This is a genomic window from Bacillus sp. FSL L8-0152, from assembly GCF_038006365.1.
Lineage (GTDB): Bacteria > Bacillota > Bacilli > Bacillales > Bacillaceae_G > Bacillus_A > Bacillus_A cereus.
On sequence record NZ_JBBOVB010000001.1, the window covers coordinates 5235921 to 5260791 of the forward strand.

A 24871-nucleotide genomic window follows, 5' to 3' on the forward strand; every position below is an offset into this window, starting at 1 on the left:
TTGACAAACTATTTAGACTTAGCGACGCAAGAAGAATTAGAAATCATGTTACAAGAATACCCTGGTACAATACTTTTCATTAGCCATGATCGTGCCTTTATTCGCTCTGTTGCAGACCATATTCTACAAGTAGACGAGAGTGAACCAAGGGTATTCCACGGTAATTACGAACAATACACAAAAAGAACAACGGGGGATTCTGTAAACGTTACTGAACAAGAACTATTACGATTACAAACAAAACTAACAGAAATCATTGGCCGAGTTTCCATACAAAATCATCACGATGACATCACATCTCTCAACCAAGAATACGAAACATTATTAGTTCAAATACGGAAATGTAAAGAAGCGCTCTAATGTCTTCCCTATATATCGACGGGACCTTCCGCATTTCCCAAGAAATATTGAAACTTCGACATATAAAGTAAAAAGCCATGCATCAGCACGGCTTTTTACTTTATCCCGCATTAACGGGCAGTAAGACTCCCACCTCAAAATTCGGTTAAGGCAAAGAAGGTAGATGGGAGACCAACTGCCCGTAAATGCCCGATTGGTTCAACTAATAATCAGTGGGGAACAAACACCCCCACTGATTAAAGTTTCACTTTATATACGAACAGCAGTCCCGCTCACAGCAACCATTAGCATCCCTTCGCGAACTACCTCGTAATCCACGTCGATACCAACAATTGCATTTGCATTTTTTTGTCTTGCGAAAGTTTTCATCTCTTCCATTGCGATGTCACGTGCTTCTTTTAATTTACTTTCATAAGCACCCGCACGACCGCCGACAACGTCACGGACAGAAGCGAAGAGGTCACGAACGATATTCGCGCCCATAATCGCTTCTCCATTGACGATATCGATATACTCAATAATTTCTTTTCCTTGAATTGTAGACGTTGTTGTTACAATCATACTCTATAGCCTCCCATATGAGATTTTTACCTACTTATGGTGCACTAATTCAGTACAAATTATATTTACGAACTAAACTGAGCTTCGTATAACCTACTGTATCCTCCGCCTTGCTCAATTAATTCATCATGTGAACCTTGTTCTGCAATACCGTCTTTATTTACAACGACAATTCGATCTGCATTTTTAATCGTTGCAAGTCTGTGAGCGATAACTAACGTTGTACGGCCAGCTGCTAATTCAGCAAGTGATTTTTGAATTGCAAGTTCCGTCTCAGTATCTAGTGCGGAAGTAGCTTCATCTAGTATTAAAATTGGCGGGTTTTTCAAGAACATACGAGCAATTGCTAGACGCTGCTTCTGTCCACCAGAAAGTTTTACACCACGCTCACCGATAACAGTATCTAAACCGTCTGGTTGTGAGTAAATTAAGTCTTCTAACTGCGCACGTTTTACTGCCTGCCAAATTTCAGCTTCTGACGCCTTTAAGTTCCCGTAAGCAATATTTTCACGAATTGTTCCTGAGAATAAGAACACATCTTGCTGCACAATTCCAATTTGCTTACGAAGTGAAGATAATGTCATATCTTTCGTATCAATACCATCAATTTGAATTGATCCAGATGATTGCTCATAAAAACGTGGTAACAGGCTACATAACGTCGTTTTCCCTGCTCCTGATGGTCCAACGAACGCAACCGTTTCACCTGCATGTATGTTCAAACTAATATCATTTAAAATCGGTTCTTTATTTTCATATCCGAACGTAATGTTGTTATATTGAATATCACCATGTACCTGTTTAACTTCCATTGCATCTTTAGAGTCTACAATGTCAGGCTCTGTTTCAAGAAGCTCTACATACCTTTTAAAACCAGCGATTCCTTTCGGATAGCTTTCGATTACCGCGTTAATTTTTTCAATTGGACGGAAGAAAATATTCGTTAATAGAACGAATCCGATAAATCCACCGTATGTTAATTCTCCTTGCAGAACAAACCATGTACCGCATATTAATACGAAGAGCGTTACGAGACGCATGAGCATATAACTAATCGATGAATTTAAAGCCATAATTTTATACGCCATTAATTTCGTTGTACGGAAACGAGCGTTGTTCACAGCGAATTGCTCTTTCTCAAACTTTTCATTTCCGAATGCTTGTACAACGCGAATACCACCAACGTTGTTCTCAATACATGCATTGAAATCAGCAACGTCTGAGAATAAACGTCTAAATGTACCTGTCATTTTTTTATTGAAGTAAAGTGCTAACCATAATAGGAATGGAATGACGAAGAACGTTAATAACGCTAACTTCCAGTTGATCATCATCATAAATGAGAATGCCCCAACTAAAGTCATTACGGCGATAAATAAATCTTCTGGTCCATGGTGAGCAATTTCCCCAATTTCCATTAAATCGTTTGTAAGGCGCGAAATTAAATGACCTGTTTTATTATTATCAAAAAATCTGAATGATAGCTTTTGAATATGATCAAATAATTTCTGCCTCATATCTGTTTCAATGTTAACACCAAGCATATGTCCCCAATATGTAACGACATATTGTAAGCCTGCATTTAACATATAAACTGCGAGTAAACCGAAACAAGCCCATAAAATAAGCGTCCAGTTTTGCCCTGGCAATAACTTATCAATAAATTGATTTACGATAAGCGGGAAGCCGAGTTCTAATAATCCTGCGACAACCGCACAAGAAAAGTCGAGTATAAATAAACCTTTATACGGTTTATAGTACGAGAAAAATTTACGCAGCATATCTTACCTCCATTTTCCAAAATTAAAAAGACTCCCTAAATGATAACCATTATCAAATAATTATTCAAGTTATCCGTCTATGAAACTGAAAATAAGCTTTGCGATAGCTGTCGTTTTTGGCCGGAAAGTCGATATATTCGAATAATCGCCGATATATTTCGAGTTACGCTGATATATTTGCAAAATCGCCGATATAAATTTCATTTACTAACTACCCTCCCCCAAAAAAAACAAAAAAGGTACCACCACAAGGTGATACCATTCCTTCTATTACATCGCTTCTGAATCCCACTCATGCTCCTGTTCAACGAATACAATACCTAATTCGTGATGTCCACCAGCATATAATGCAGTTTGTGCAAGACGAAGCTCACCATTTGTATCTAATACTTCTAATTTACAAAATGCTCCTGTCGTCTTCGTTTGAAGCGCATCATAAAATTCCTCGGCGCTTTTTGGAATGACTCCATTTACTTTCGTAATAATTTCTCCAGGCAGTAATTTCAGCTCTGCTCCAATTGTATTTGGAATTGTATCTAGTACAACGAGCCCATCATTGCGTGCAGCAAAATACGCTGGTCTTGTTTCATCGGCAATTTTCTCTTGCATCGAAATTGTGAAACGCCCAAGCATCGCGACTCCCATCGCGATAATTGCAAGTACGTGCCACCAGTAACTTGCGATTCCTAAAACGAGCACAAGTCCTGCTAATCCATAAACACGTCTTCCTGTAAATAATAAAGCTTCCGTCGGCTCATAACTTTTAATCTGTCTCATAAATCCAATTAAAAATGGAACGAGGAATAGAGAATATGTATTTGAACCTATTGAAACGACAGGCCACCATGAAATAAACTGCGTTACCGCATCACCCGGTACAAGAATAAAAATAGGAACGATCCATAAACGCTTTGATTCGTGTAAACCAATCTTTAATCCACGCTTCCCCTTCCTAATCTTCGGTGTAGAGTATCCTACCGCGTTTTTAGAAATCAATAAGCCTTCTACAATAAGCATAACGCCTAGTAAAATAGCAAGGGATACGATGGTATTCTCTTCACCTTCTCGAAGCTGTAAGAAGGAAACTGGTAGCTTAGAAGATAATAGAACACATACAATCGCAATGCTAAATGTATAAGCTGCCGATAAATATCGATACATAGCCGTTAATCCAAATAGTAATGTCCAAATTAAAATAGCCCATAAGCTTGCTTTAGAAACAACAAGTCCAAGCCCAATCGTAATAATAGATACTACTAATCCGTATCCAATCCCTGCAAATAGAGAGGTTCGCAGTTCAAACCAAATATCATAAACTTTAAAAGAAAAATCTTTTCGTTCTCTTAACATACGTAAGTATCCAACGAAGATACTACTTATTACAAATATATAGACAGCAGGGTGTAAGAAAAAACGTCCAACTGCCCGCATTATTTCAAAAATCCACGCCTCCACGAACTCATTCACCACCATTTATATCATTCTTTCTTTTTATATTATCACAACTAAACAAACGTTTGTTTAACACAAAAAAATACAGGCAGCAAACTGCCTGTATTTCTTCTTATTTTGCCATTAACTTTAATGCTGACTGTAATTGTAAATCATTTTCTCCAGAACGGATTTTTTCGATAATTTTAGTTTGAATCGCTTCAGCTGTCTTTTTATCAAGCTGTCCTGTCGCTTCCATCTCATTCGCATTTTGGAATGCTTTCAGCGCCGATTCTGTCTCTTTACTAAAGTATCCATCTTCACGACCTGGTACATACCCTAAGCTCTTAAGCATTTCTTGAGCATGTTTTACTTGTACATCATTTGAATTGTATGAAAGTGTTTTTTCAATTTGAATTGGTGTCGCATGATAATAATTTGGTTGCTTCACTTCTACTGTTGGTGCGATTCCTTTTTTATGAATCCAGTTCCCATCCGGTGTTAACCATTTAAACATTGTTAATTTAATGTTGCTGCCGTCTTTAAATGGAACAGCTTGCTGGACAGTACCTTTACCAAATGTTTTTTCACCAATTAAATCGTATCCTTCTCCTTCTTTCAGCGCACCCGCTAAAATCTCTGAAGCAGAAGCACTTCCATTATCAATTAATACTGAAATTGGATATGGTTTTCTCTCTTTCAGTTCCGTAGAGAATTTCTTCTTCTCACCATTTCGCTGCTCTACTTGTAGCATTGGCTTTTTATTCGTCATAATTTCCCCTAGTATATCTTCTACACTATTTAAATAGCCACCAGGATTACCACGCACGTCAATAACTAAGCCTTTTATATTTTTCTTCTCTAACTCTTTTAACTGATCCTTAAATTCCTTCGCTGTATTCTCAGCAAAAGAAGTGATTTGCATATAACCGATATCTTTTCCACTCTCTTGCTTCACAGAACTAAACACTGTAAAGATTGGAATCTTTTCACGCTTAATTTTAAATACAATCGGATCAGTTACTCCCGCACGTTTAATTTCAATTGCGACAGTCGTTCCCTTTTTACCACGAATTTTTAATACCGCTTCTTCACGTGATAAGTCTTTCACACTGTTTCCATCTACAGATAAAATTTGGTCATTCGGTTTAATTCCTATCTTTTCTGCTGGTGAACCTTTAATTGGCGATACGATAATAAGCTTATCGTCCGTCTTGTTCACCTCAGCCCCAATCCCCTCTAATTCAGGATCAAGCGATTCACTAAACTGTTTGGCTGTTTCTTTATCCATATACGTGGAATAAGGGTCCTTCAGCGTAGACAACATACCTTGTATTGCACCTTCAACTAACTTTTCATCTTTCACGTCTTCCACATAACGTGAATCAATTAGTGCATACGCCTCATTAATTTTTGCCAAATTCCCTTGCGCAGTGCTAGCATTCCCACTCGAAATTGTTTGCGTTACTTCTGCTGGGGTAACCCCAAATACAGACATGCCTGCAAACATTCCGCCAGCACCAATTAAAAATGCAACAACCATTCCAATAATTGCAACTCTACGTTTCAATGCGGAATTCCCCTTTCCAAAACACACAGGTGGTGTAGCAAAAGGCATCACACAGTGTGTGATGCCTTTACCTATTTCTACTATATGATAAGCTTGTACGAATTATGTTTGCAACTTTTTATACTTTTAAGAAGCGACGAATTGACATTACACTTCCCCACATACCGATTAAAGCACCGATTAACACTAGTAAACCAGCTAATTGGAATACGAAAGGACTGTATGGTAGAAGCTCGAAAATTGTTCCGCCAAGTTTTTCGTTAAACACACCTTGCAACGAATTATACGTAACTAGAATTAGGCCAATTGGAATAATTGATCCTAATACTCCTAAGAATAATCCCTCTAGCAAGAATGGCCAACGAATAAACCAGTTTGTTGCACCAACAAGTTTCATAATTTCAATTTCTGTACTACGAGCATAAATTGTAATTTTAATTGTATTAGAGATTAAGAACATCGCTGTGAATAAAAGACCAGCAATTAACGCAATCCCAATGTTACGACCAGTTTTTACAGTATCAAATAATCGTTCAACTTGCCCTTTTCCGTACTGAACATTACTGACAAACTGCATTTTTTCAACTTTCTTCGCGATTGTCGCTGTATCTGTTGGTTCTTTTGCTTTTACAACGAATACGTTTTTAAGTGGGTTATCTTGTTCAAATAACTCAAACGTTTTTCCACTATCACCTAAGCTTTTAATTAAACGTTTTAACTCTTCTTCTTTAGAAGAATATTTAATAGAATCTACTTTTGCAATCTTACTCATATCTTCTTCTAATTTCTTTTGATCCGCTTCTTTTGCAGCTGGATCAATGTGTACACGAATCTCTACATCTTGCTCTACTTTCGTCGCAAAATGGTTCATATTCATAATCGCTGTTAAAAAGACACCTACAAGTAATAATGTAACTGTTACTGCACTAACAGAAGCAAATGTCATCCATCCGTTACGTGATAGATTCTTTACACCTTCTCGCAAATGTCGACTAAGGGTCTTAGCCTTCATATCCGTATCCTCCCTCAATCTCATCTCGAACAATTTTTCCGCCTTCAATCGCGATTACACGATGACGGATTGTATTTACGATATCTGCATTATGCGTCGCCATAACGATCGTTGTGCCGCGCTCATTAATGCGAGTAAAAATATTCATAATATCAAGAGCTGTTTCAATATCTAAGTTACCTGTTGGCTCATCGGCAATTACAACCTTTGGTCTATTTACAATTGCTCTTGCAATAGCCACACGTTGTTGCTCCCCGCCCGAAAGCTCACTTGGAAGTGCGTCTGCACGATCTTCAAGGCCTACAAGACCTAGAACTTCTGTTACACGCTCACGAATTGCATCCGGTTCTTCTTCAATTACTTCTAAAGCAAACGCAACATTCTCATATACCGTTAATTTAGGTAGCAATTTAAAATCTTGGAAAATTACACCTAATTGACGACGAAAATACGGAACGTCTCTTTCTGCCAATGTTTCGATAGTAAGTCCATTTACATTAATAGATCCTGTAGATGGTTTCTCTTCACGATACATCATTTTAATAAATGTAGATTTTCCGGCTCCACTCGGTCCAACTACGTATACGAATTCACCTTGTTTAATGTTAACTGTAAGACCAGCAATGGCTTTCATACCATTCGGGTACTCCTTATAAACATTCGTCATTTTTATCATTATTTATCACCCAATACTTAATGATTTTTTTCGAAATACTTTTCTGTACATCTGAAAATAAAAGACATCCTTCATTTTCACTTATTCATCCTTGTTGAAGGTAGTTTACTTATGCTTTCTCATAAGCAATACCACTCTATGTAATATATTTCAGCAAAATTCTACAAACCCCATTGTAACATCAAACGGTTTCCAATTTGGATACATTTTTGTTACAGTTATGTTACATTCCAGAAAAAGGAAAACGAGTTGAATATATTATCAACTCGTCCATTTCACCTTTTTTATTTATGTTCTGCTAACCATTCAGATACTTTTTTCGCATCTTCACCTTGAATAAGTCCTGGTGACATTGAACCGCGGCCTTTTTTAATAATCTCTTCGATATCTGCGGCGTCGTACTTACCGCCCACTTTTCTTAAATCAGGTCCAGTTGCCCCTGATAAATCTGTTGCGTGACATCCAGCACAACTTCTTTGGAAAATTTGTTCTGCGCTGTCTGTGCTTGCAGACTGTTTCGAAGACTTACTCTCTTCTTTATTTCCGCATGCTCCTAAAGTAAAAACAACCGATGTCCCTAGCGCAATAGCCAACAATTTCTTTTTCACTTCTATCGCTCCCCATTGTTGATATTCTTTTTATTCCTAACACACTCATTTTCATTATAAGCATTATCTTTATATAGAAAAACTAAGGTGTATTTCATATTCCTCAAAAATACAGTGAGAACCTTGATAAAATAAAGCTTTCATAAGTTGTTTCAATTCTGTGAACAACTTAAAAAACTTCTATAAAGAATCCTTTTTAAAAGGAAAATTAGAAAAGTTCTATATAAATCTTCACCCTATTACCGCTCTATTTTACTATTCTCTACTTTTTACAAAACAATATACAGCATTGTAATCTACATATAATCCCATCAAAAAGAGAAGTTGTCGTTTCCAACTTCTCTTCCTCTTTACTTCATCTATAAAAATAAAATCAAATGCCTTATATCCTCTATATCCTCAGCATGCGCCAACAATTTTGTTGGCTTTTTTTCGCTTATTAGATGCGAGAACGTAAGTAAGCATCAATAAATGGATCAATCTCTCCATCCATAACTGCTTGTACGTTACCAACCTCCGTATTTGTACGGTGGTCTTTTACAAGAGAATACGGGTGGAATACGTAAGAACGGATTTGGCTACCCCATCCGATTTCTTTTTGTTCCCCACGGATTTCATCTAATTGTGCCTGTTGCTCTTCTAGTTTCTTTTGATATAATTTCGCTTTTAACATCTTCATCGCATGCTCACGGTTTTTAATTTGTGAACGCTCTGACTGACACGTTACAACTGTATTTGTCGGTGTATGTGTAATACGAACTGCTGAATCTGTCGTATTTACGTGCTGCCCACCCGCTCCACTTGCACGGTACGTATCAATTTTTAAATCTTCTGTACGTACTTCGATTTCAACTTCATCATTGAACTCTGGTACAACTTCACAAGATACAAACGATGTATGACGACGACCTGAAGAATCGAATGGTGAAATACGTACAAGACGATGTACACCTTTCTCTGCTTTTAAGTAACCGTAAGCGTTATGACCTTTAATTAATAAAGTTACACTCTTAATACCAGCTTCATCACCTGGTAAATAGTCAACCGTTTCTACTTTAAATCCACGTTTTTCAGCCCAACGTGTATACATACGTAATAACATAGAACCCCAGTCTTGTGACTCAGTTCCACCTGCACCTGGATGTAATTCTAAAATCGCATTATTTTTATCATAAGGATCACTTAATAGTAACTGAAGCTCATACTCATTCATTTCTTGAATTAAGCCTTTTACTTCTGATTCTAATTCCTCATGTAAATCTTCATCATATTCTTCTTTTAAAAGCTCATGCGTTACTTCTAAATTTTCGAACGTCTCATCTAACTGACGGAAACTTCCAACCATATCTTTTAACGCATTCGCTTCATTAATTACAACTTGTGCGCCTTGTTGGTCATCCCAAAATCCTGCGCCCATCATTTTTTCTTCTAATTCTGCAATTTGATTCTCCTTAGTAGGGAGGTCAAAGAGACCCCCTAAAAGCCGCTAATCTCTTAGCCATTTTCTCTAATTCCTGTCTAATTTCTACTAATTCCATTTCCTTCACCTCTATGTAATTGCTGTTACTTTCGTATGAAAACAAGGGAAACTCTCTCCACTTATTACGGAGAGAGTTTAATTCTTCTTAATTATACATTTTTGATATAAAAGTTTGCAAAGCAGCCAAAGCTACCGCCCTATATTACTGAACAATACCACAGCAGTTTTTATATTTTTTACCGCTACCACATTTACATAAATCGTTGCGGCCCACTTGGTCACCTTTTACAACTGGCTTTTTCTTCGCTTCTTCGCCATCGCTAGATGGATGAACAGCTTCACCTTGAACAACTTCTTGACGTTCTAAGTTTTGTTCAATTTCAGCTTTCATAATGTAACGAGAAATTTCCTCTTCAATAGAAGCAACCATTGACTCGAACATCGCGAATCCTTCCATTTGGTACTCACGAAGTGGATCAATTTGACCGTAAGCACGTAAATGAATACCTTCACGAAGGTGATCCATCGCATCAATATGCTCTGTCCATTTCGTATCTACAACGCGGAATACAACAACCTTCTCAAACTCACGCATTTGCTCTTCTGGCATAAGCTTTTCTTTGTCATTATAACGCTCTATTAATTTCGCGATAATCGGTTCGCTCATTTCCTCAGGAGCAAGGCGACGTAATTCTTCTTCTTTTATGTCTCCTTCTTGAAGAAGGTTTGTATTTAAGTAGTCAACAAGACCTTTAATGTTCCAATCCTCTTCAATTTCCTCTTGTGTATGAAGCGCAACAGCACGTTCTACTGTAGATTTCATCATACCTTCAATAATGCCACGTAAGTTTTCCGATTCCATTACTTCTTGACGTTGCTTATAAATAACTTCACGTTGCTGACGAAGTACATCATCGTATTGTAATAACTGCTTACGTGCATCATAGTTATTTCCTTCAACACGTTTTTGTGCAGACTCTACCGCACGAGAAACCATTTTACTTTCAATTGGCTGAGAATCATCCATACCAAGACGATCCATCATTGCTTTCATATTATCTGAACCAAATCGGCGCATTAATTCATCTTCCATTGATAAGTAGAACTGCGTCACACCAGGGTCCCCTTGACGACCAGCACGACCACGTAACTGATTATCAATACGACGGCTTTCATGACGTTCTGTACCGATAACTGCTAGACCGAAGATTTTCACATCATCTCCAAGCTTAATATCTGTACCACGACCAGCCATATTCGTTGCAATCGTTACAGCACCTTTCATACCGGCTTCTGCAATGATATCTGCTTCACGCGCATGGTTTTTCGCATTTAAAATGTTATGACGTACACCTTTACGTGTTAACATTTTTGAAATAAGCTCTGAAGTTTCAATTGCAACTGTACCTACAAGAACAGGTTGCCCTTGTTTATGACGATTTACAATATCCTCAACAACAGCATTGAACTTACCTTCCATTGATTTAAAGATTAAATCAGCACGATCATCACGAATAATCGGTTTGTTTGTTGGAATTACAATAACGTTCATATTGTAAATGTTACGGAATTCCTCTTCCTCTGTTTTCGCTGTACCAGTCATACCAGATAATTTTTCATACATACGGAAGTAGTTCTGGAATGTAATTGTCGCAAGCGTCATACTCTCATTTTGAATTTCTACACCTTCTTTTGCTTCAATCGCTTGGTGTAATCCTTCGCTATAACGACGACCTTTCATAAGACGACCAGTAAATTGGTCTACAATTACGATTTCGCCTTCTTGTACAACATAATCTGTATCACGGTGCATAACAACGTGTGCACGAAGCGCCTGATTAATATGGTGAAGAAGTGCTACATGTTTTAAATCGAATAAGTTTTCAATATGGAAAGCTTTCTCTGCTTTCGTAATACCATCTTCTGTTAACATTACATTTTTCGTTTTCACATCAAATGAATACTCTTTTTCATTTTCTAACGTACGAACGAATGCATTTGCAAACATGTATAGCTCTGTTGATTTTTGAGCTTGTCCCGAAATAATAAGCGGCGTACGCGCTTCATCGACTAAAATAGAATCGACTTCATCGATAATAGCAAAGTGAAGTGGACGTTGAACGCACTGCTCTTTATATAAAACCATGTTGTCACGTAAGTAATCGAATCCAAGCTCATTATTTGTGCTATACGTAATATCAGCAGCATAAGCCTCTTGTTTCTCTTCGCGTGACATACTATTTAAGTTAATTCCTACCGTTAAGCCAAGGAACTCATGAAGTTGTCCCATTTCGTTCGCATCACGTTGTGCTAAGTATTCATTGACTGTAACAACGTGAACACCTTTTCCTGTTAAAGCATTTAAATATACAGGTAATGTAGATGTTAACGTTTTACCTTCACCCGTTTTCATCTCAGAAATATTCCCTTCATGTAAGGCAATACCACCCATTAACTGTACGCCATATGGACGCATTCCAAGAACACGAGTTGCCGCTTCGCGAACAACTGCAAAAGCTTCAGGTAGTAGATCATCTACTGTTTCACCTTTTGTTAGACGTTCTTTAAATTCAAGCGTCTTGCCTTTTAATTGTTCATCAGTTAGTGGCTTAATAGATGACTCTAATGCATCAATTTGCTCAACTGTCTTTTGCATACGTTTAATTTGGCGTTGGTTTACATCAAACACCTTTTTTAAAATACCGATCATAGGAAATACGCTCCTCTTTTATTAAAATAAAACTTCCGATTGTTTTTCTTTTTCTCTATTACAATCAGTCGTTGTAAAAATCAAATGTATGTTATGCCAATTTTTCTCCTAATTAAAAAAACTAAAATGTATATACCTAATGATAATTGTAACACTTGTCTTATAACTATGACAACAATCGGCCGAATGTCGGGCCTTATATTCAAAAAAAGTTTTCATTTCATTTGTTCTAACAAACTAACATGCCTTTTCTCCATCCCTCTATTGCAAATTTCGTATTAAATATCCCCCTTTAAAAGAGGATAATCGAAGGAAATCTATTAGTTTTAAATGAACAATTACAAAAAGCCGGAAATTCCGCAGGTGCAGCATCCATAGATACTTACACCTGCGAAACAACTCCGACTTTAAACGATACTGTTATGTTGCAAGATCTACTCAACCACAGCAAAAAACACCCTTAAAATATATCTGGATCAATCACGAATTTTATTAATTTATTGGTATTTCTAATTCATGATATTTCCCTTTCTTATCCTTCATAAAAGAAATAAATTTCACCTTAGTTGATTCATTTGAAAAGTTTTTATAATTTTTATAAGGGTCATCTCCTATAAAATAATTTGTCCCTATATATCCTCGTACTGTTTTACCAGCAGGTATTACAGGATCAAACTGATATTGTTTAGGTAACTCCATTGCATACGGAATTACATTATAAAACTCGCCTATTTTAGAATAAAACAATGTATCGGAAATAGACTCATTACTAAGCAAGTTAATATCCCGATTTGTTGTATTTGTAATATTTAAAGGTAAAACATACGTCACTACTTCACGGTCTTCATAAGGATCATAAACTTTTGTAGGATCAAGAGGATCAAGAGCATGAAACGTAACTCCTTGTCCATCTTCAAAAGTTCTATTAGATAAAAATTCATCTTTTACCACTTTATAAGATTCATTATTTAGATTTAATGTTTTAAATCTAAATAAACTAGCAAATATACATAGTAACAGACACAATCCAATGATTATTAAGACATGATTTCTTGTCACTCTTAATCTACCAACTTTCCATTATTAACATGTACAATGCGATCTACTATACCGTTATCCAGGACATGCACATCATGACTAGCTACTATAATAGTCGTTCCTTTAGATTTTTCTACTTCCAAAATATCTAAAACATCTTTTATCCCATCACTATCTAAAGCATTAGTTGGCTCGTCTAATAACAATAGTGTTGGTTGTTCCATTAAAGCTTGCGCTATCCCTAAACGTTGTTTCATACCTAAAGAGTATCTTTTATACTTTCTCTTATCTGTTTTATCAAGTCCAACCCTTTGAATAATATTATAAATTTCCTCATCAGAGATTTTATTGTTAATCGATGATAAAAACTTCAAGTTCTGAAAACCAGTATACCCTGGAATAAAACTTGGATATTCAATCAATATCCCCATAGAATCAGGGAATTGCTTTTGTTTTCCGATCATTTCATTATCTATATAAACAACTCCAGAATTTAAACGCATTAATCCTGATATAGCACGTAAAATCATTGTTTTACCAGAACCATTATGCCCCTTCAAAACTAAAAACTCTCCTTTTTTTACTGACAAACTAATATTATCTAACACAATATTTCCTTTTAATCTTTTCGTCATACATTCACATTTAATATAATTGTCCATAAATTATTCACCTATCACATCTAGTTTTTTAAAACAAAAACTACCTAATAAAATCATTACAACAACAATTACTACTCCTATTAGAAGTAAATCATTCCATTGAATAGATTGATTATTACCTAAAGTCAATTGAATTGAACTGTGATCAACAAAATACCAACGATTTGGCATAACAAAAGATCCTAAAAAATAAATACTATGAAAGAAAATAGACAAAAATAGGTACAACAACATTAGTACAAAAACAATAGTTATCGGTATATAAAACGTTAAAAACTCAAAAATCAAAGCTAATAAAAAGCTTATAATTATTTGAATTAGCATAGTACCTAATATCTTATAAGGAAATTGACTATATAAATTTAAAAAATTATACTCTCCTAAAGAAAGCAAATAGTAAGCGCTAAACCAAATAAAATACATACCAATCCAAATAATAATTATATAAAAAAACAAAGATAATATTTTCGTTAACCACAGAAAATGCTTCTTCTTAACACGAGGAAGTAAATAAACACCATTCTGTTGAATATCTGAAAAAGCAAAATTCCCTACAAGCAACAAAGGAGTGATTTGAAAGAATATCCAATAAAAAGGAATAGAAAATCGCCCCTCCTTATAAAAATAAGATAAATCCACAAAGTCTACTCCATGAAAAAATCGATAAAAGGTAACATCTACTAATACAGATTCTTTACCATTACTAAGAGGCTGATTGTATAAAAAAGCAATTGCAATAATAGCGTAAATTAAGAATAAAAAAGCCATTATCTTGATGGAATCTCGAAACCTTACATGTAAATCTCTTTTTAACAAATAATATAAGATCATAATGTAAACTAGATCACCTCTGTCTCATCATTCATAGAAATATAACTTTTTTTAGATAAAATCCATACACTTATAAAAAAGATAAAAAAACAGCCAAATAAGCGTATAAATAAACCAGTAGCATCTTCAAACACATTTATATAAAAAGCATTTGTAAATAAAAATCCATGTAATATAAATCTATCTAATAAAACAGCAGTAATCATACATATTATTACAAGTAAACTAGGTAAAAATAATTGCAATAAAGCACTTATCATACATATAAAAACACTCGCAAATAATTGAATGCAAAATAATAATGGATAATTTACATCAACACTAGTTATAGCCATCCTATTTGACATCAAAAACAACTGTAAAATCATACTCCCAGCAAAAAAGGAAACAAAAACGAATAACTTTATATAATATATGGAAACTAATTTCAATATATTATTCACTCTGTAAATAACATAAATACTAAAAAAATTCGACATAGAATATACAGAAAAAACGATGGTTAAAGGAATAAATATAGTCGATAAATTATAAAACGACATAACTTTATACAAAGTTTCTAATTCGTTCATTTTTTCTTTTACAATGCCCTGTTCAAAATAATTGAACAAGCAACCAATGATACTAACATTAAGTAAAAAGAGAATACTTAACCCAACATATTTCATCCTTATAGTTTCTTTCATTACATTATAAAAGAACATGCTTCCTACTCCCCCGTAAATAAAGAACTACAGAACAAAACCAAATACATAACAGGACACTAAGAAAAATTTGCAATTCAAAAAAGCCGAAATCTTTAATTAAATAATCTTTAGGATTGAGAATCCCTTTTCCAATACCAAGCCAAAAAATATGTAAAACAAATGGAACTAAATAAATAAAATAAACTCGTTTTATAAAAAACGAAATTGATAAAGCCAAACTCGAAAAAACCGCACCGTATAAACTATTTAAAAATACATACATTAGAAAATATAAAGTAGGATACTCATAATAAACCGTATTAAATTGAGCTGTTGGTGAAACAGTAGCCGCCATATAATTTAATATCGGATGCGGAGCAACTGTCGGATAAGTCATCGCATATAAATAAAAATGAAATAGTAAAGGGACACTTATAATAAAAAAAGATACTATAAAATTAATACAATAAAGTAATCTAAAATAATGACGCGTTCCCATCTTAGAAATGACAGGATAAATAAATCCATAATTTTTATCAATTCTATAAATCCCAGCTACAGCCATTGCAGAAATCATAGGAAATATAAGTAGATAAAATTCACTATAAAATGGTAATCTATTAAAATGTAAAATGTTAGATAAATATGGAGATACCTTTATAATCCCAGCATCATTAAATCCTTTCGTTGTTACACACATAGCAATATATTGAGCAATGACAATTACTAACATAATAAATACAGACAACCAAAACATCCTACCTTTTAAAATCCTTCCTAAAAAGTAACTCATCTACAACTCCTCCATAAACCATTAATGAAATTTAAATCTTTTTTAATATGAACAGTTGATCCGCAACACCATAACATTTATTTTCTTTATTTAACCAAATGTAACGAAAAGAAACATTTGCTCTCTCTCCTTCAAATTTAGGAAACTCAACTTCATACTGATAAACATCATTTGTACCTTTTCTTTTTACACTCTTAACTTCTTGTTTCCACTGAATTATTTTTCCATCAATTTGTTCAATCCGTCCCAAAAGATACGTTGGTTTTTTCTTATTCGTCACACCCGTTAAAAAAACATAATAATTTTCTGGTATAACTCCTGACTTTAATTTTTTATTTGAAAGCTTATCCTCTATTAAGCTATCATTTCTTTCTATTTGACCTTGAAAGAAATCATGACCATTTTCACTTTTTAAAAACACTTGTTCAACAATAGTATTTTTCTTAATTTCTTGTAACTGAATACTTTTCAAATTATCTTTTTCCGTTAAAGTATCTTCAATATTTACAATCGGTTCATCTACTTTCTTTTGACAAGAAACTAAGAAACTAATACTCAATATAAAAAAACAAACTAAAATATATCTTGAGATAAACCTCATTACAACTCCTCCTATTTTAAAAATGAAATAGCAGGAAAAGCCGTATAATCAAGACTCGGAACTATACGACTTTTTCTAGTACTACACAATAAATAATTTCAATTTATAATTTCTAAATCAATATTCAGTGTAAGGTCCACTCGGTCTTACACTATCAGGACTCCAAGCAGTAGGATAAGCATTATTTTCTCTAGAATAACCACCAAATCTCACAGGTACATTTTTTCCATAGTTTTCATATGCGTAATTTTGGAAAAGATACGTTTTACCTGGTTTCACCGTTCCTTCATGCTTACCCGACTCACCTGAAACATTTACCCAATCTCTATTACCTTTACCTTTATTTTTATCAGCTTCTGTCCAAACGTTAAAAGAACCACCGCCCTTCTCACTACTCTTTACACGCATATACATAGAAGTAGGTGTCTCTTTAGGACGTGCATTAGTAAAATCATATGCATTCCAAAGTCTAAAGGTAAATTCTACATGATCATCCTTTGTATCAGCCTTAGCAGGTTCGGTTAAAGCAAAAGTACTAGCTAAAATACCTAACGATAAAACAGATCCAAACATAAAACGACTTTTTTTCTTAATGCTCACTAAAAGCACCTCCGATAATTTGTAGCATTATATCGATTTTATTTTTTTACTAAAGAAACAAAGTAAATCTATATAATGCGATTTAAAGATAACAAAAGCAAAATACACTATCAATTGATTCCAGAAAACTTAATATTTTATTTACAATTATAAAATATTGTTAAATTAAACAAAATTAGTATACTCCTAACAAGTACATACTTATGGAGATAATCACATTCAAAATCTCAATACAAAAAAGCGCAGCCATTTCGGCTGCGCTTTTGAATTATTATTTAGTTTCGATTAAACCGTATTTCCCATCTTTACGACCATATACAACATTAGTTTCATTTGTATCAGCATTTGTGAAGACGAAGAAATTATGTCCTAGCATATCCATTTGTAGGATCGCTTCTTCAACGTCCATCGGTTTTAAATCGAATCGTTTTGTACGTACAAGTTCTAATTCATCCTCTTCTACCGCATCCAGAACAGCTACTGCTTCTGGAAGGATAAAGTTCGTTTTCACAGAACCTTTCTCACGTAACTTACGATTTACCTTTGTTTTATGTTTACGAATTTGTCGCTCAAGTTTATCAACTACTAAATCGATAGCAGCGTACATATCGCTATTAGTTTCTTCTGCACGAAGTAATAAATCAGTAAATGGTATTGTTACCTCGACACGTTGCTTGTCAGAGTATACTTTTAAATTAACTTTAATCTCTGGGAATGTATCAAAATAACGCTCTAACTTACTTAGTTTTTTCTCTACATATTCCTTTAATGCTGGAGTTACTTCAATATTTTCACCACGAATGTTGAATTTCATAGATGAATTCCTCCTTTCAAGCCTATGTACTATAATTTCGACACTGGCTTAAAAACTCCTTCTAACTTTTTTAAAAAAATTAGTGGAATTGCGATTTTTTTATCGTTTTTTGTTGAAATGAAAAGATGCATCGTTTCTATCTTTATTTTATCCTATTAACATCGTGAATAACGAATATAACTGTGGACAATTCGTTACAGAAAAGAAACAACTTTTTGACAACTTACCCTATAACAAAAAACCCCTTGCGAAAAACAAGAGGTTCTACTACATATATATAACGTTGCCACAAACGCAGCTTTCTCTTCCCAAAACAATATCCCCTACAGTTTCACAACATTAGCTGCTTGTGGTCCACGTGCTCCATCTACAATGTCAAACTCTACTTGTTGCCCTTCTTCTAATGACTTATACCCATCTTGTTGAATAGCAGAAAAATGGACAAATACATCGTCACCATCTTCACGCTCAATAAACCCAAATCCCTTTTCTGCATTGAACCATTTCACTCTTCCTTGCATGTTCATTCCATTCCCTTCACTCTAAAAATCAGGGCATTCGCCCCATATTTTGACTATAACGAATGACAACATATGAAGTCAAAGAAGACTTATCGCCTTTTTATTATCCCTTTCGACACTGCCATATTAACTTCTACAAAGTGTCAAACTAGATACTTCCCTTGCCCCTCTTTCATATAACAAACTTCCGATTTGCCTAACTGTAATTCCAGTCGTATACACATCATCAACGAGTAAAATATGTTGCCTAGAAAACATCTCTTCTCCCTGAAAATAAAAAGGATTGCTTCCTGACACCCTTTCTTTACGTGTCTTCTTACTTTGCTTTTCTGTTTCCCTTCTTCTTAATGATGGATAAGAAATTTTGACAGGTAAACAAGTTGCTAATAACTCAGCTTGATTAAAACCACGTTCAACTGCCCTTTCCTTACTAAGCGGAACAGCGATAACGGTTGAAACATTAGCAAAATACTTTTGAAATAAACTTCGAAAAGGACGATAAAAAATGCGCACTAACTCTGCATCCCCCCGAAACTTAAACTGCGCTACTATTTCTTTCATCTCATCATCATACATATATAACGAACGGTTTTTAAAAGAACGATACTTCGCCTCTTTCATCCACCTTAGACAATCTATACAAATACCGTCTTCTTGAAATGAGGCAGGAACATATTCTAAAGGCCGCCCACACTCCATGCAAATTTCTCCTATAATATAGGAAAGTTTCTGCTCACATCTATCACATATATATTTTCTATGACACTTTACAAAAAAATTGTACCAACTAACCGTTTCTACAAAACACTCATCACAAAGTAAACAATGCATTAATCGATCAATCCTTGTTCTTTCGCATTTTTATTCATACCTTGAATATGTTTTTTCGCGCGCACCATCGCCTCTGTCTTACCATAGTGAAAATAAACGACCTCTCCATACGGTGCTTCAAAGCTCCGCCCTGCTCGGCCCGCAATTTGTACGAGTGCACTTTCTGAGAATATTTCTTCTTCCGCCCCTAAAACCGCTACTTGCAAATTTTTTACTGTTACGCCTCGCTCTAAAATTGTCGTTGTAACTAATAATGGGATTTCTCCTTTTCTGAAAGCCGCTACTTTTTCTTTTCTACCCGGATCTTCTGCATGTACACCTTCAATTCGCTTGTTTAATGACTTTAACAACAGGCTTATCTCTTCTATATATCGCACATGGGGAACAAATAAAAAAATAGGATATTTTTTATTTAAGTACGTTTGTAACCACTGTAGTAAAACTCGAGGAATTCTTTTATGAATGAGGCTTTTTTTCCAATTCCCGCACCAACAAAACAAAGGAACTGGCAAAGGATGACGGTGATATCGTCCAGAAACAATAACACCTTTTTGTTCACCTCTTCTAAATTTTCGCTTCCACGTTTCATCTGGAGTCGCAGTTAAATAAATACGCGCCGCTCTTTCTTTCATCGCTTGTTTTACCGCGTACTGTAACATTTGATCTGCACAATATGGAAAAGCATCTATCTCATCTACAACCATGACATGAAACGCCCTATAATAACGCAATAATTGATGCGTGGTTGCAACGACTAGTACTGCATCTTTTTCTTTATCCACACTCCCTCCATATAAAGCCGCTACCTTTATATATGGAAATACTTCTTGTAATCTCGGTGCTAATTCCAGAACAACATCCGTTCGCGGCGTTGCGATACAAACTCTTTCTCCTTTTTGAAGCGCTTCGTTAATACCGTAAAACAACATCTCTGTTTTCCCAGCCCCGCATACAGCCCAAATAAAAAATGATTCTTTTCGCTTAATAGCCTCTATAACTCCTTGCGCCGCCAAATTCTGACCAGTAGACAACGTTCCGCTCCACCGTAACAAGTTTAAATTCTTTTCTCTCTTTCTTTCAGCAATCCCGCGAACAAGTAAAGCACATTCACTTACCCTCCCCATCGTTATACACTTCCGGCAATATGTGCACACTTTACTGCACCTTTTACATAAAAACGACGCAAATAGCCGCTGTTCTATATTTCCACAACGCTGACATACATATTTAGAAGCCTTCTTTTTTACACCTTGTACACACACGACCTCTCCCTTCTTTTTCAAATCATTTAATTCCCTCTGTAAATCTGAAGAAAGTTCGTCTAATAGCAACTGTTTCCCCGGTAGCATCGACAATCACCTCCAGCACTACTATAAACCCTTCTTCAAATCCCGTAAAAACTCAAAAAAGCCGATAACCTACTTATAAAATAGTAAGCTATCGACTTTATACACGTTTTTTATTCTTTTATAAATCCTAGAATCGACCGTAACCTAAGAAATGTTTTTGGTTATATGAGCTGTTAATATCACCGTACGCAATTCCTTTATCACTAGCATGAATCATTTGGCCATTACCAACGTAAATACCGATGTGAGATGGACCTGCTTTATAAGTACCTTGGAAGAATACTAAGTCTCCTGGTTGTGGGCTACCTACTTTAGAAACTGAGTTCCAGTAACCTGCAACGTCTTGACGACCTACACCAAAAATGTAAGAAATGAATCCACTACAATCAAAACCACCGTTTGATGGAGATGCACTTCCCCAAACATATGGTAAACCTAAGTAGCTTTGCGCTTTACCAATTACGCCACCCACATTTGGAGCTGGCTTTTTCTCTTCTTGTTTAGGTGCTTCTTTCTTAGGCTCTTCTTTTTTTGGTTCCTCTTTTTTAGGTTCTTCTTTTTTAGGCTCTTCTTTTTGAGCTTGTCCACCATTGTTTGCTGGTGCAGCTTGCTCTGCAGGTGCTTGTGCTGGCTGAGCTTGCGCAGCTTTAGCAGCTTGCTCTGCTTGTTTTTGAGCAGCAGCTTCTTGTGCAGCTTTTGCTTGTGCTTCTTCTTCTGCAATACGTTGTAATTGTAACGCTTGTTTTTCAAGCTCTTTCAATTGACCTTCTGTACTTGTCATTGTAGTTACAACTGTATCCATTTTACCGCTTAAATCGTTTACCGCTGTTGCTTTTTTCTCTTTTTCAGCGTCAAGTTCTTTCTTAGCAGTTTCAATTTGAGTTTGTGCTTCTTTTAATTCTTTTTGTTTCTCTTTTACCGTTGCAACATCTTTTTTCACACTAGCTTGGTCTTCTTGCTGTGTTTTCATGATATCTTCATCAGACTCAAGAATTTTAGAGACAGAAGTTAAACGATCAACTAAATCTGCAACGTTTTTAGAGTTTACAAGAACTTCTGTTACAACGTTCGTATTTGGTTGTTCTTGAAGTGCAACTAAACGCTTTCTTAATAACTCTTCACGTTTTGCAATCTTCGTTTGTAATTCTGCAATATCTTTATTTTTCTTTTCAATTAATTGCTCAGTATCAGAAACTTTTTTCGTTGTTTCATCAAGCTTTGCAGCATTCTCTTGAACAGACTTATCTAAACCTTGAATTGTTTTGTTTAATTCATTCATTTGTTTTTGTAATTCATCACGTTCTTGTTGTTGTTTATGTAAAGTGTCATTTTGTGTATTAATTTGTGATTTCACGTCAGAAATTTTATCTTCTGCAAATACATTTGGTGTTAGCCCTGAAAACATTAACCCTGCAACTAATGCGCAAGATGCCATTTTTAGCTTTTTCATTTTATTTTTTACACCGCTTTCTTTTTTCTTTTTCCGTATATAACCTATAAAATTTATACCATAATTCGGGATTTTTTTTGCTAATGTTACGTTTTTGTAAAACAAATGTAATATTATATGTAGCTCTAGCGCAAAATTCGTATATTTTTGTATGTGTGTGTAGAAATTTATATACTTTTCTTAATTCTATAAACAAAGAAAAAACGTAAGGAATCCCTTACGTTTTATTAAATATACGAATACAAATGAAATGCTACTTCATCCATTTCTCAGCCCAATTTTGGACCTCATCCATAACACTTTCTAACGCTTTTCCCTTGTCAGTTAAGCCATACTCGATTCGAACTGGTACTTCTGGATAGACATTACGAACTACAATGCCCTCGCTTTCCAATTCCTTCAAACGCTCTGACAACATACGATCGCTCATATTTGGGATAATATCTGCGATTTCTCTAAAACGTTTCGACTCTTCAAGCAAAGATTTAATAATTAAGCCAGTCCACTTCTTACTAAGCAGAGTAAAAGCTGACTCAAACTTTGGACATAAACAAGAATTATGCTCCATATGTTTCACCTCTCTTCTATTATAATATAGTTTCTTGTAAAAAGTAAGTTATAAAACTTTCCTCATTATTTTATTTTACGTACATTTTACCATTTCCAAATATTAACTTGTCAACTAAACGTAACATACCCGTAAAAAAACCCTCTTAAAAAGAGAGCTTTTTATATCTTTATTACTTCGTATACCATCCAAGACCTAATGCACCTTCACCTAAGTGCGTACCAATTACAGCTCCAAAATAACCTGTACGAATTGTGACGTGAGGATATTTTGCTTCTAATTCTTTCTTCCATTCATTCGCTTCCTCTTCACGTTGCGCATGAATGATAACTGCTTCCATAGGTACACCTTTACTTGCTTGCTCATCAAAAATTTCAATGATACGTTTTAATGCTTTTTTACGTGTACGAATCTTTTCAAATGGAATAATGATTTTATCTCTAAAATATAAAACTGGCTTCACTTGTAACAGACTGCCGATGAAAGCTTGCGCGCTATTTAATCGACCACCACGTTGTAAATGATGTAAATCATCAACTACAAAATAGGCGTCCATCGTTTTCTTCATTTCATCAAAACGAGCAATAATCTCTTTTGGACTCTTTCCTTCACTTGCTAACCTTGCACCTTCACGCACATAAAATCCTTGTACTTCACAACTAATTTCAGAGTCATACGTGTATACATCAATACCCTCTACCATCTGTCCAGCTGTCGTTGATGTTTGATATGTACCACTAATTCCACTTGATAGGTGAATACTAATAACTGCATCATAATCTTTAGCTAGTTCTTCATATAGCTCAACAAACTTTCCGATTGCTGGTTGAGAAGTTTTTGGAAGTTCCTCTTGTTCACGTACTTTCACATAAAAATCATCTGCTGAAATTTCAGCTTCTTCTTGATAAGATTCTGTTCCAAACACAACGTTTAATGGAATCATATATATATTGAGTTCATCACGGATTTGCTTCGGTATATATGCTGTACTATCAGTAACAATAGCTATTTTCATTTTCGTACCTGCCTTATAAAAAGTTTTATTTCCTAATTTTACACGAAAACTACAAATGGTGCATCCATACAGGGAAATGCCGGTTGAAATTATACTCACCATCTCGACAAATTACAACAAAAAGATAAAATACTCACCAAAAACTTCAGCCTATTTAGAAAAAATGTTTGAATATAAAAAGGCTCGCTTTTAAAATGGAAAGTACTAGTCATTTTGATAGATAGGGGCGTATACAAGTGCTATTACAATATTTAACAATCAAAGACTACGGCGAACACGAAATCGTCATTCAAAAATCAAGATTTATTTGTTATATTAGCCGAGCAACGACTGAGGAAGAGGCTCAAGAATTTATACAAAAAATAAAAAAACAGCATTGGAATGCAACACATAATTGTTCCGCTTATTTAATTGGCGAACAAGATCATATTCAAAAAGCAAATGATGACGGCGAGCCTAGCGGTACAGCTGGCGTACCAATGCTAGAAGTACTAAAAAAACGTGGGCTAAAAGATACCGTCGTTGTCGTAACACGCTATTTTGGTGGCATTAAACTTGGCGCAGGTGGATTAATTCGTGCATATGGAAAGTGTACAAGCGAAGGCATTAATCATGTCGGTGTCGTCCAGCGAAAACTAATGCGGGTGATGCAAACCGAGATTGATTACACGTTACTTGGCAAAGTAGAAAATGAATTACGTAATTCAAAATATGCCATTAAAGATATACATTATCTAGAAAATGTCACATTTGATACTTATGTAGAAGAAGACGGCAAACAAGCATTTACAAATTGGATGATTGAATTAACAAACGGGAAATGTACAATTACAGAAGGAGATATGTTGTACTTAGAACAAGATGTTATCTAAGCATAACTCTTTTATCACCTTCAAAGATTAATGTAGTGAATTACTTCCCTA

26 protein-coding genes are annotated in these 24871 nt (G+C 35.0%); 2 read left to right on the forward strand and 24 right to left on the reverse strand.

What is annotated here, in order from left to right:
• Nucleotides 1-360: a macrolide transporter gene (locus MHH27_RS26705; protein ID WP_090978125.1), complete on the forward strand. Its 360-nt coding sequence runs from the start codon at nucleotides 1-3 to the stop codon at nucleotides 358-360.
• A 249-nt stretch (nucleotides 361-609) separates the two neighbouring features.
• Here the strand turns inward: MHH27_RS26705 and MHH27_RS26710 are convergent, their stop codons facing one another.
• The 24 genes from MHH27_RS26710 to MHH27_RS26825 all read right to left on the reverse strand — a co-directional run bounded on the left by MHH27_RS26710 (nucleotide 610) and on the right by MHH27_RS26825 (nucleotide 23948).
• Nucleotides 610-921 (reverse strand): heavy metal-binding domain-containing protein, encoded by a 312-nt coding sequence (locus MHH27_RS26710; RefSeq protein WP_000637523.1) that lies wholly within the window; start codon nucleotides 919-921, stop codon nucleotides 610-612.
• Nucleotides 922-986: 65 nt separating this feature from the next.
• Nucleotides 987-2702: an ABC transporter ATP-binding protein gene (locus MHH27_RS26715; RefSeq protein ID WP_071731497.1), complete on the reverse strand. Its 1716-nt coding sequence runs from the start codon at nucleotides 2700-2702 to the stop codon at nucleotides 987-989.
• 69 nt (nucleotides 2703-2771) lie between these two features.
• Complete coding sequence (locus MHH27_RS26720) at nucleotides 2772-2906, reverse strand: hypothetical protein (protein ID WP_254906602.1); 135 nt, start codon at nucleotides 2904-2906, stop codon at nucleotides 2772-2774.
• 66 nt (nucleotides 2907-2972) lie between these two features.
• The gene (locus MHH27_RS26725) at nucleotides 2973-4175 is read right to left on the reverse strand and encodes a PDZ domain-containing protein (RefSeq protein ID WP_097924524.1); all 1203 of its coding nucleotides are present in this window, start codon (nucleotides 4173-4175) and stop codon (nucleotides 2973-2975) included.
• Nucleotides 4176-4266: 91 nt separating this feature from the next.
• The gene (locus tag MHH27_RS26730) at nucleotides 4267-5703 is read right to left on the reverse strand and encodes a S41 family peptidase (protein WP_000830318.1); all 1437 of its coding nucleotides are present in this window, start codon (nucleotides 5701-5703) and stop codon (nucleotides 4267-4269) included.
• A 118-nt stretch (nucleotides 5704-5821) separates the two neighbouring features.
• Entirely contained in the window at nucleotides 5822-6715 is an 894-nt protein-coding gene (ftsX, locus tag MHH27_RS26735; protein WP_000645028.1) for a permease-like cell division protein FtsX, read from the reverse strand.
• The gene (ftsE, locus tag MHH27_RS26740) at nucleotides 6705-7391 is read right to left on the reverse strand and encodes a cell division ATP-binding protein FtsE (protein WP_000594319.1); all 687 of its coding nucleotides are present in this window, start codon (nucleotides 7389-7391) and stop codon (nucleotides 6705-6707) included. The genes ftsX and ftsE overlap by 11 nt, the downstream gene beginning before the upstream one ends.
• Before the next feature lie 284 nt (nucleotides 7392-7675).
• A complete protein-coding gene (gene cccB / locus MHH27_RS26745; protein ID WP_000727975.1) occupies nucleotides 7676-7999 on the reverse strand; it encodes a cytochrome c551 in 324 nt (107 codons plus the stop codon).
• Between the two features lie 439 nt (nucleotides 8000-8438).
• Nucleotides 8439-9537 (reverse strand): peptide chain release factor 2 gene (gene prfB, locus MHH27_RS26750; RefSeq protein ID WP_096001455.1). Its coding sequence is split into 2 segments (ribosomal slippage): nucleotides 8439-9464 and nucleotides 9466-9537, totalling 1098 coding nucleotides; the frame shifts between segments, so codons are not numbered across the junction.
• 144 nt (nucleotides 9538-9681) lie between these two features.
• Entirely contained in the window at nucleotides 9682-12189 is a 2508-nt protein-coding gene (gene secA / locus MHH27_RS26755; RefSeq protein WP_098850900.1) for a preprotein translocase subunit SecA, read from the reverse strand.
• Between the two features lie 492 nt (nucleotides 12190-12681).
• On the reverse strand, nucleotides 12682-13209 hold the full coding sequence (locus tag MHH27_RS26760; RefSeq protein WP_029948375.1) for a hypothetical protein: 528 nt from the start codon (nucleotides 13207-13209) through the stop codon (nucleotides 12682-12684).
• Nucleotides 13210-13250: 41 nt separating this feature from the next.
• On the reverse strand, nucleotides 13251-13889 hold the full coding sequence (locus MHH27_RS26765) for an ATP-binding cassette domain-containing protein (protein WP_000371029.1): 639 nt from the start codon (nucleotides 13887-13889) through the stop codon (nucleotides 13251-13253).
• A gap of 3 nt (nucleotides 13890-13892) precedes the next feature.
• Nucleotides 13893-14657: a hypothetical protein gene (locus tag MHH27_RS26770; protein ID WP_098292514.1), complete on the reverse strand. Its 765-nt coding sequence runs from the start codon at nucleotides 14655-14657 to the stop codon at nucleotides 13893-13895.
• Between the two features lie 71 nt (nucleotides 14658-14728).
• Entirely contained in the window at nucleotides 14729-15424 is a 696-nt protein-coding gene (locus MHH27_RS26775; RefSeq protein WP_340944627.1) for a hypothetical protein, read from the reverse strand.
• Nucleotides 15411-16199, reverse strand: coding sequence for a hypothetical protein (locus MHH27_RS26780; protein ID WP_000120050.1), 789 nt, complete (start codon nucleotides 16197-16199; stop codon nucleotides 15411-15413). Before MHH27_RS26780 ends, MHH27_RS26775 begins: the two co-directional genes overlap by 14 nt.
• Nucleotides 16200-16230: 31 nt before the next feature.
• A complete protein-coding gene (locus tag MHH27_RS26785; protein ID WP_001211060.1) occupies nucleotides 16231-16800 on the reverse strand; it encodes a hypothetical protein in 570 nt (189 codons plus the stop codon).
• 117 nt (nucleotides 16801-16917) lie between these two features.
• Nucleotides 16918-17400, reverse strand: a complete 483-nt coding sequence (locus tag MHH27_RS26790; protein WP_000023374.1) for a hypothetical protein — start codon at nucleotides 17398-17400, stop codon at nucleotides 16918-16920.
• 271 nt (nucleotides 17401-17671) lie between these two features.
• On the reverse strand, nucleotides 17672-18214 hold the full coding sequence (hpf, locus tag MHH27_RS26795; protein ID WP_000671193.1) for a ribosome hibernation-promoting factor, HPF/YfiA family: 543 nt from the start codon (nucleotides 18212-18214) through the stop codon (nucleotides 17672-17674).
• A gap of 323 nt (nucleotides 18215-18537) precedes the next feature.
• Complete coding sequence (gene cspC / locus MHH27_RS26800; protein WP_001990088.1) at nucleotides 18538-18735, reverse strand: cold shock protein CspC; 198 nt, start codon at nucleotides 18733-18735, stop codon at nucleotides 18538-18540.
• Between the two features lie 126 nt (nucleotides 18736-18861).
• Complete coding sequence (locus MHH27_RS26805; protein ID WP_340944632.1) at nucleotides 18862-19566, reverse strand: ComF family protein; 705 nt, start codon at nucleotides 19564-19566, stop codon at nucleotides 18862-18864.
• Nucleotides 19566-20915 carry an ATP-dependent helicase ComFA gene (gene comFA, locus MHH27_RS26810; RefSeq protein ID WP_090978133.1) on the reverse strand — a complete coding sequence of 450 codons (1350 nt, stop codon included), beginning with the start codon at nucleotides 20913-20915 and terminating at the stop codon, nucleotides 19566-19568. Before comFA ends, MHH27_RS26805 begins: the two co-directional genes overlap by 1 nt.
• Nucleotides 20916-21042: 127 nt before the next feature.
• On the reverse strand, nucleotides 21043-22470 hold the full coding sequence (locus MHH27_RS26815) for a C40 family peptidase (RefSeq protein WP_000499491.1): 1428 nt from the start codon (nucleotides 22468-22470) through the stop codon (nucleotides 21043-21045).
• Nucleotides 22471-22618: 148 nt separating this feature from the next.
• Entirely contained in the window at nucleotides 22619-22933 is a 315-nt protein-coding gene (locus tag MHH27_RS26820; protein WP_000400857.1) for a winged helix-turn-helix transcriptional regulator, read from the reverse strand.
• Between the two features lie 172 nt (nucleotides 22934-23105).
• Nucleotides 23106-23948, reverse strand: a complete 843-nt coding sequence (locus tag MHH27_RS26825; RefSeq protein ID WP_000684727.1) for a DegV family protein — start codon at nucleotides 23946-23948, stop codon at nucleotides 23106-23108.
• A 236-nt stretch (nucleotides 23949-24184) separates the two neighbouring features.
• On the opposite strand from MHH27_RS26825, the gene MHH27_RS26830 reads away from it, so the two are divergent.
• Nucleotides 24185-24820 (forward strand): YigZ family protein, encoded by a 636-nt coding sequence (locus MHH27_RS26830; protein WP_000926670.1) that lies wholly within the window; start codon nucleotides 24185-24187, stop codon nucleotides 24818-24820.
• Nucleotides 24821-24871: the final 51 nt, after the last annotated feature.

What these genes read in the sequence shown, in the direction of transcription:
- MHH27_RS26720 (WP_254906602.1), bottom strand. Translation starts at nt 2,906, where the DNA reads ATGAAATTTATATCGGCGATTTTGCAAATATATCAGCGTAACTCGAAA.
- ftsE (WP_000594319.1), bottom strand. Translation starts at nt 7,391, where the DNA reads ATGATAAAAATGACGAATGTTTATAAGGAGTACCCGAATGGTATGAAA.
- MHH27_RS26825 (WP_000684727.1), bottom strand. Translation starts at nt 23,948, where the DNA reads ATGAAAATAGCTATTGTTACTGATAGTACAGCATATATACCGAAGCAA.
- hpf (WP_000671193.1), bottom strand. Translation starts at nt 18,214, where the DNA reads ATGAAATTCAACATTCGTGGTGAAAATATTGAAGTAACTCCAGCATTA.
- ftsX (WP_000645028.1), bottom strand. Translation starts at nt 6,715, where the DNA reads ATGAAGGCTAAGACCCTTAGTCGACATTTGCGAGAAGGTGTAAAGAAT.
- cspC (WP_001990088.1), bottom strand. Translation starts at nt 18,735, where the DNA reads ATGCAAGGAAGAGTGAAATGGTTCAATGCAGAAAAGGGATTTGGGTTT.
- MHH27_RS26780 (WP_000120050.1), bottom strand. Translation starts at nt 16,199, where the DNA reads ATGAGTTACTTTTTAGGAAGGATTTTAAAAGGTAGGATGTTTTGGTTG.
- MHH27_RS26785 (WP_001211060.1), bottom strand. Translation starts at nt 16,800, where the DNA reads ATGAGGTTTATCTCAAGATATATTTTAGTTTGTTTTTTTATATTGAGT.
- MHH27_RS26770 (WP_098292514.1), bottom strand. Translation starts at nt 14,657, where the DNA reads ATGGCTTTTTTATTCTTAATTTACGCTATTATTGCAATTGCTTTTTTA.
- MHH27_RS26710 (WP_000637523.1), bottom strand. Translation starts at nt 921, where the DNA reads ATGATTGTAACAACAACGTCTACAATTCAAGGAAAAGAAATTATTGAG.
- MHH27_RS26775 (WP_340944627.1), bottom strand. Translation starts at nt 15,424, where the DNA reads ATGTTCTTTTATAATGTAATGAAAGAAACTATAAGGATGAAATATGTT.
- secA (WP_098850900.1), bottom strand. Translation starts at nt 12,189, where the DNA reads ATGATCGGTATTTTAAAAAAGGTGTTTGATGTAAACCAACGCCAAATT.
- MHH27_RS26715 (WP_071731497.1), bottom strand. Translation starts at nt 2,702, where the DNA reads ATGCTGCGTAAATTTTTCTCGTACTATAAACCGTATAAAGGTTTATTT.
- MHH27_RS26725 (WP_097924524.1), bottom strand. Translation starts at nt 4,175, where the DNA reads ATGGTGGTGAATGAGTTCGTGGAGGCGTGGATTTTTGAAATAATGCGG.
- MHH27_RS26765 (WP_000371029.1), bottom strand. Translation starts at nt 13,889, where the DNA reads ATGGACAATTATATTAAATGTGAATGTATGACGAAAAGATTAAAAGGA.
- MHH27_RS26820 (WP_000400857.1), bottom strand. Translation starts at nt 22,933, where the DNA reads ATGGAGCATAATTCTTGTTTATGTCCAAAGTTTGAGTCAGCTTTTACT.
- MHH27_RS26805 (WP_340944632.1), bottom strand. Translation starts at nt 19,566, where the DNA reads ATGCATTGTTTACTTTGTGATGAGTGTTTTGTAGAAACGGTTAGTTGG.
- comFA (WP_090978133.1), bottom strand. Translation starts at nt 20,915, where the DNA reads ATGCTACCGGGGAAACAGTTGCTATTAGACGAACTTTCTTCAGATTTA.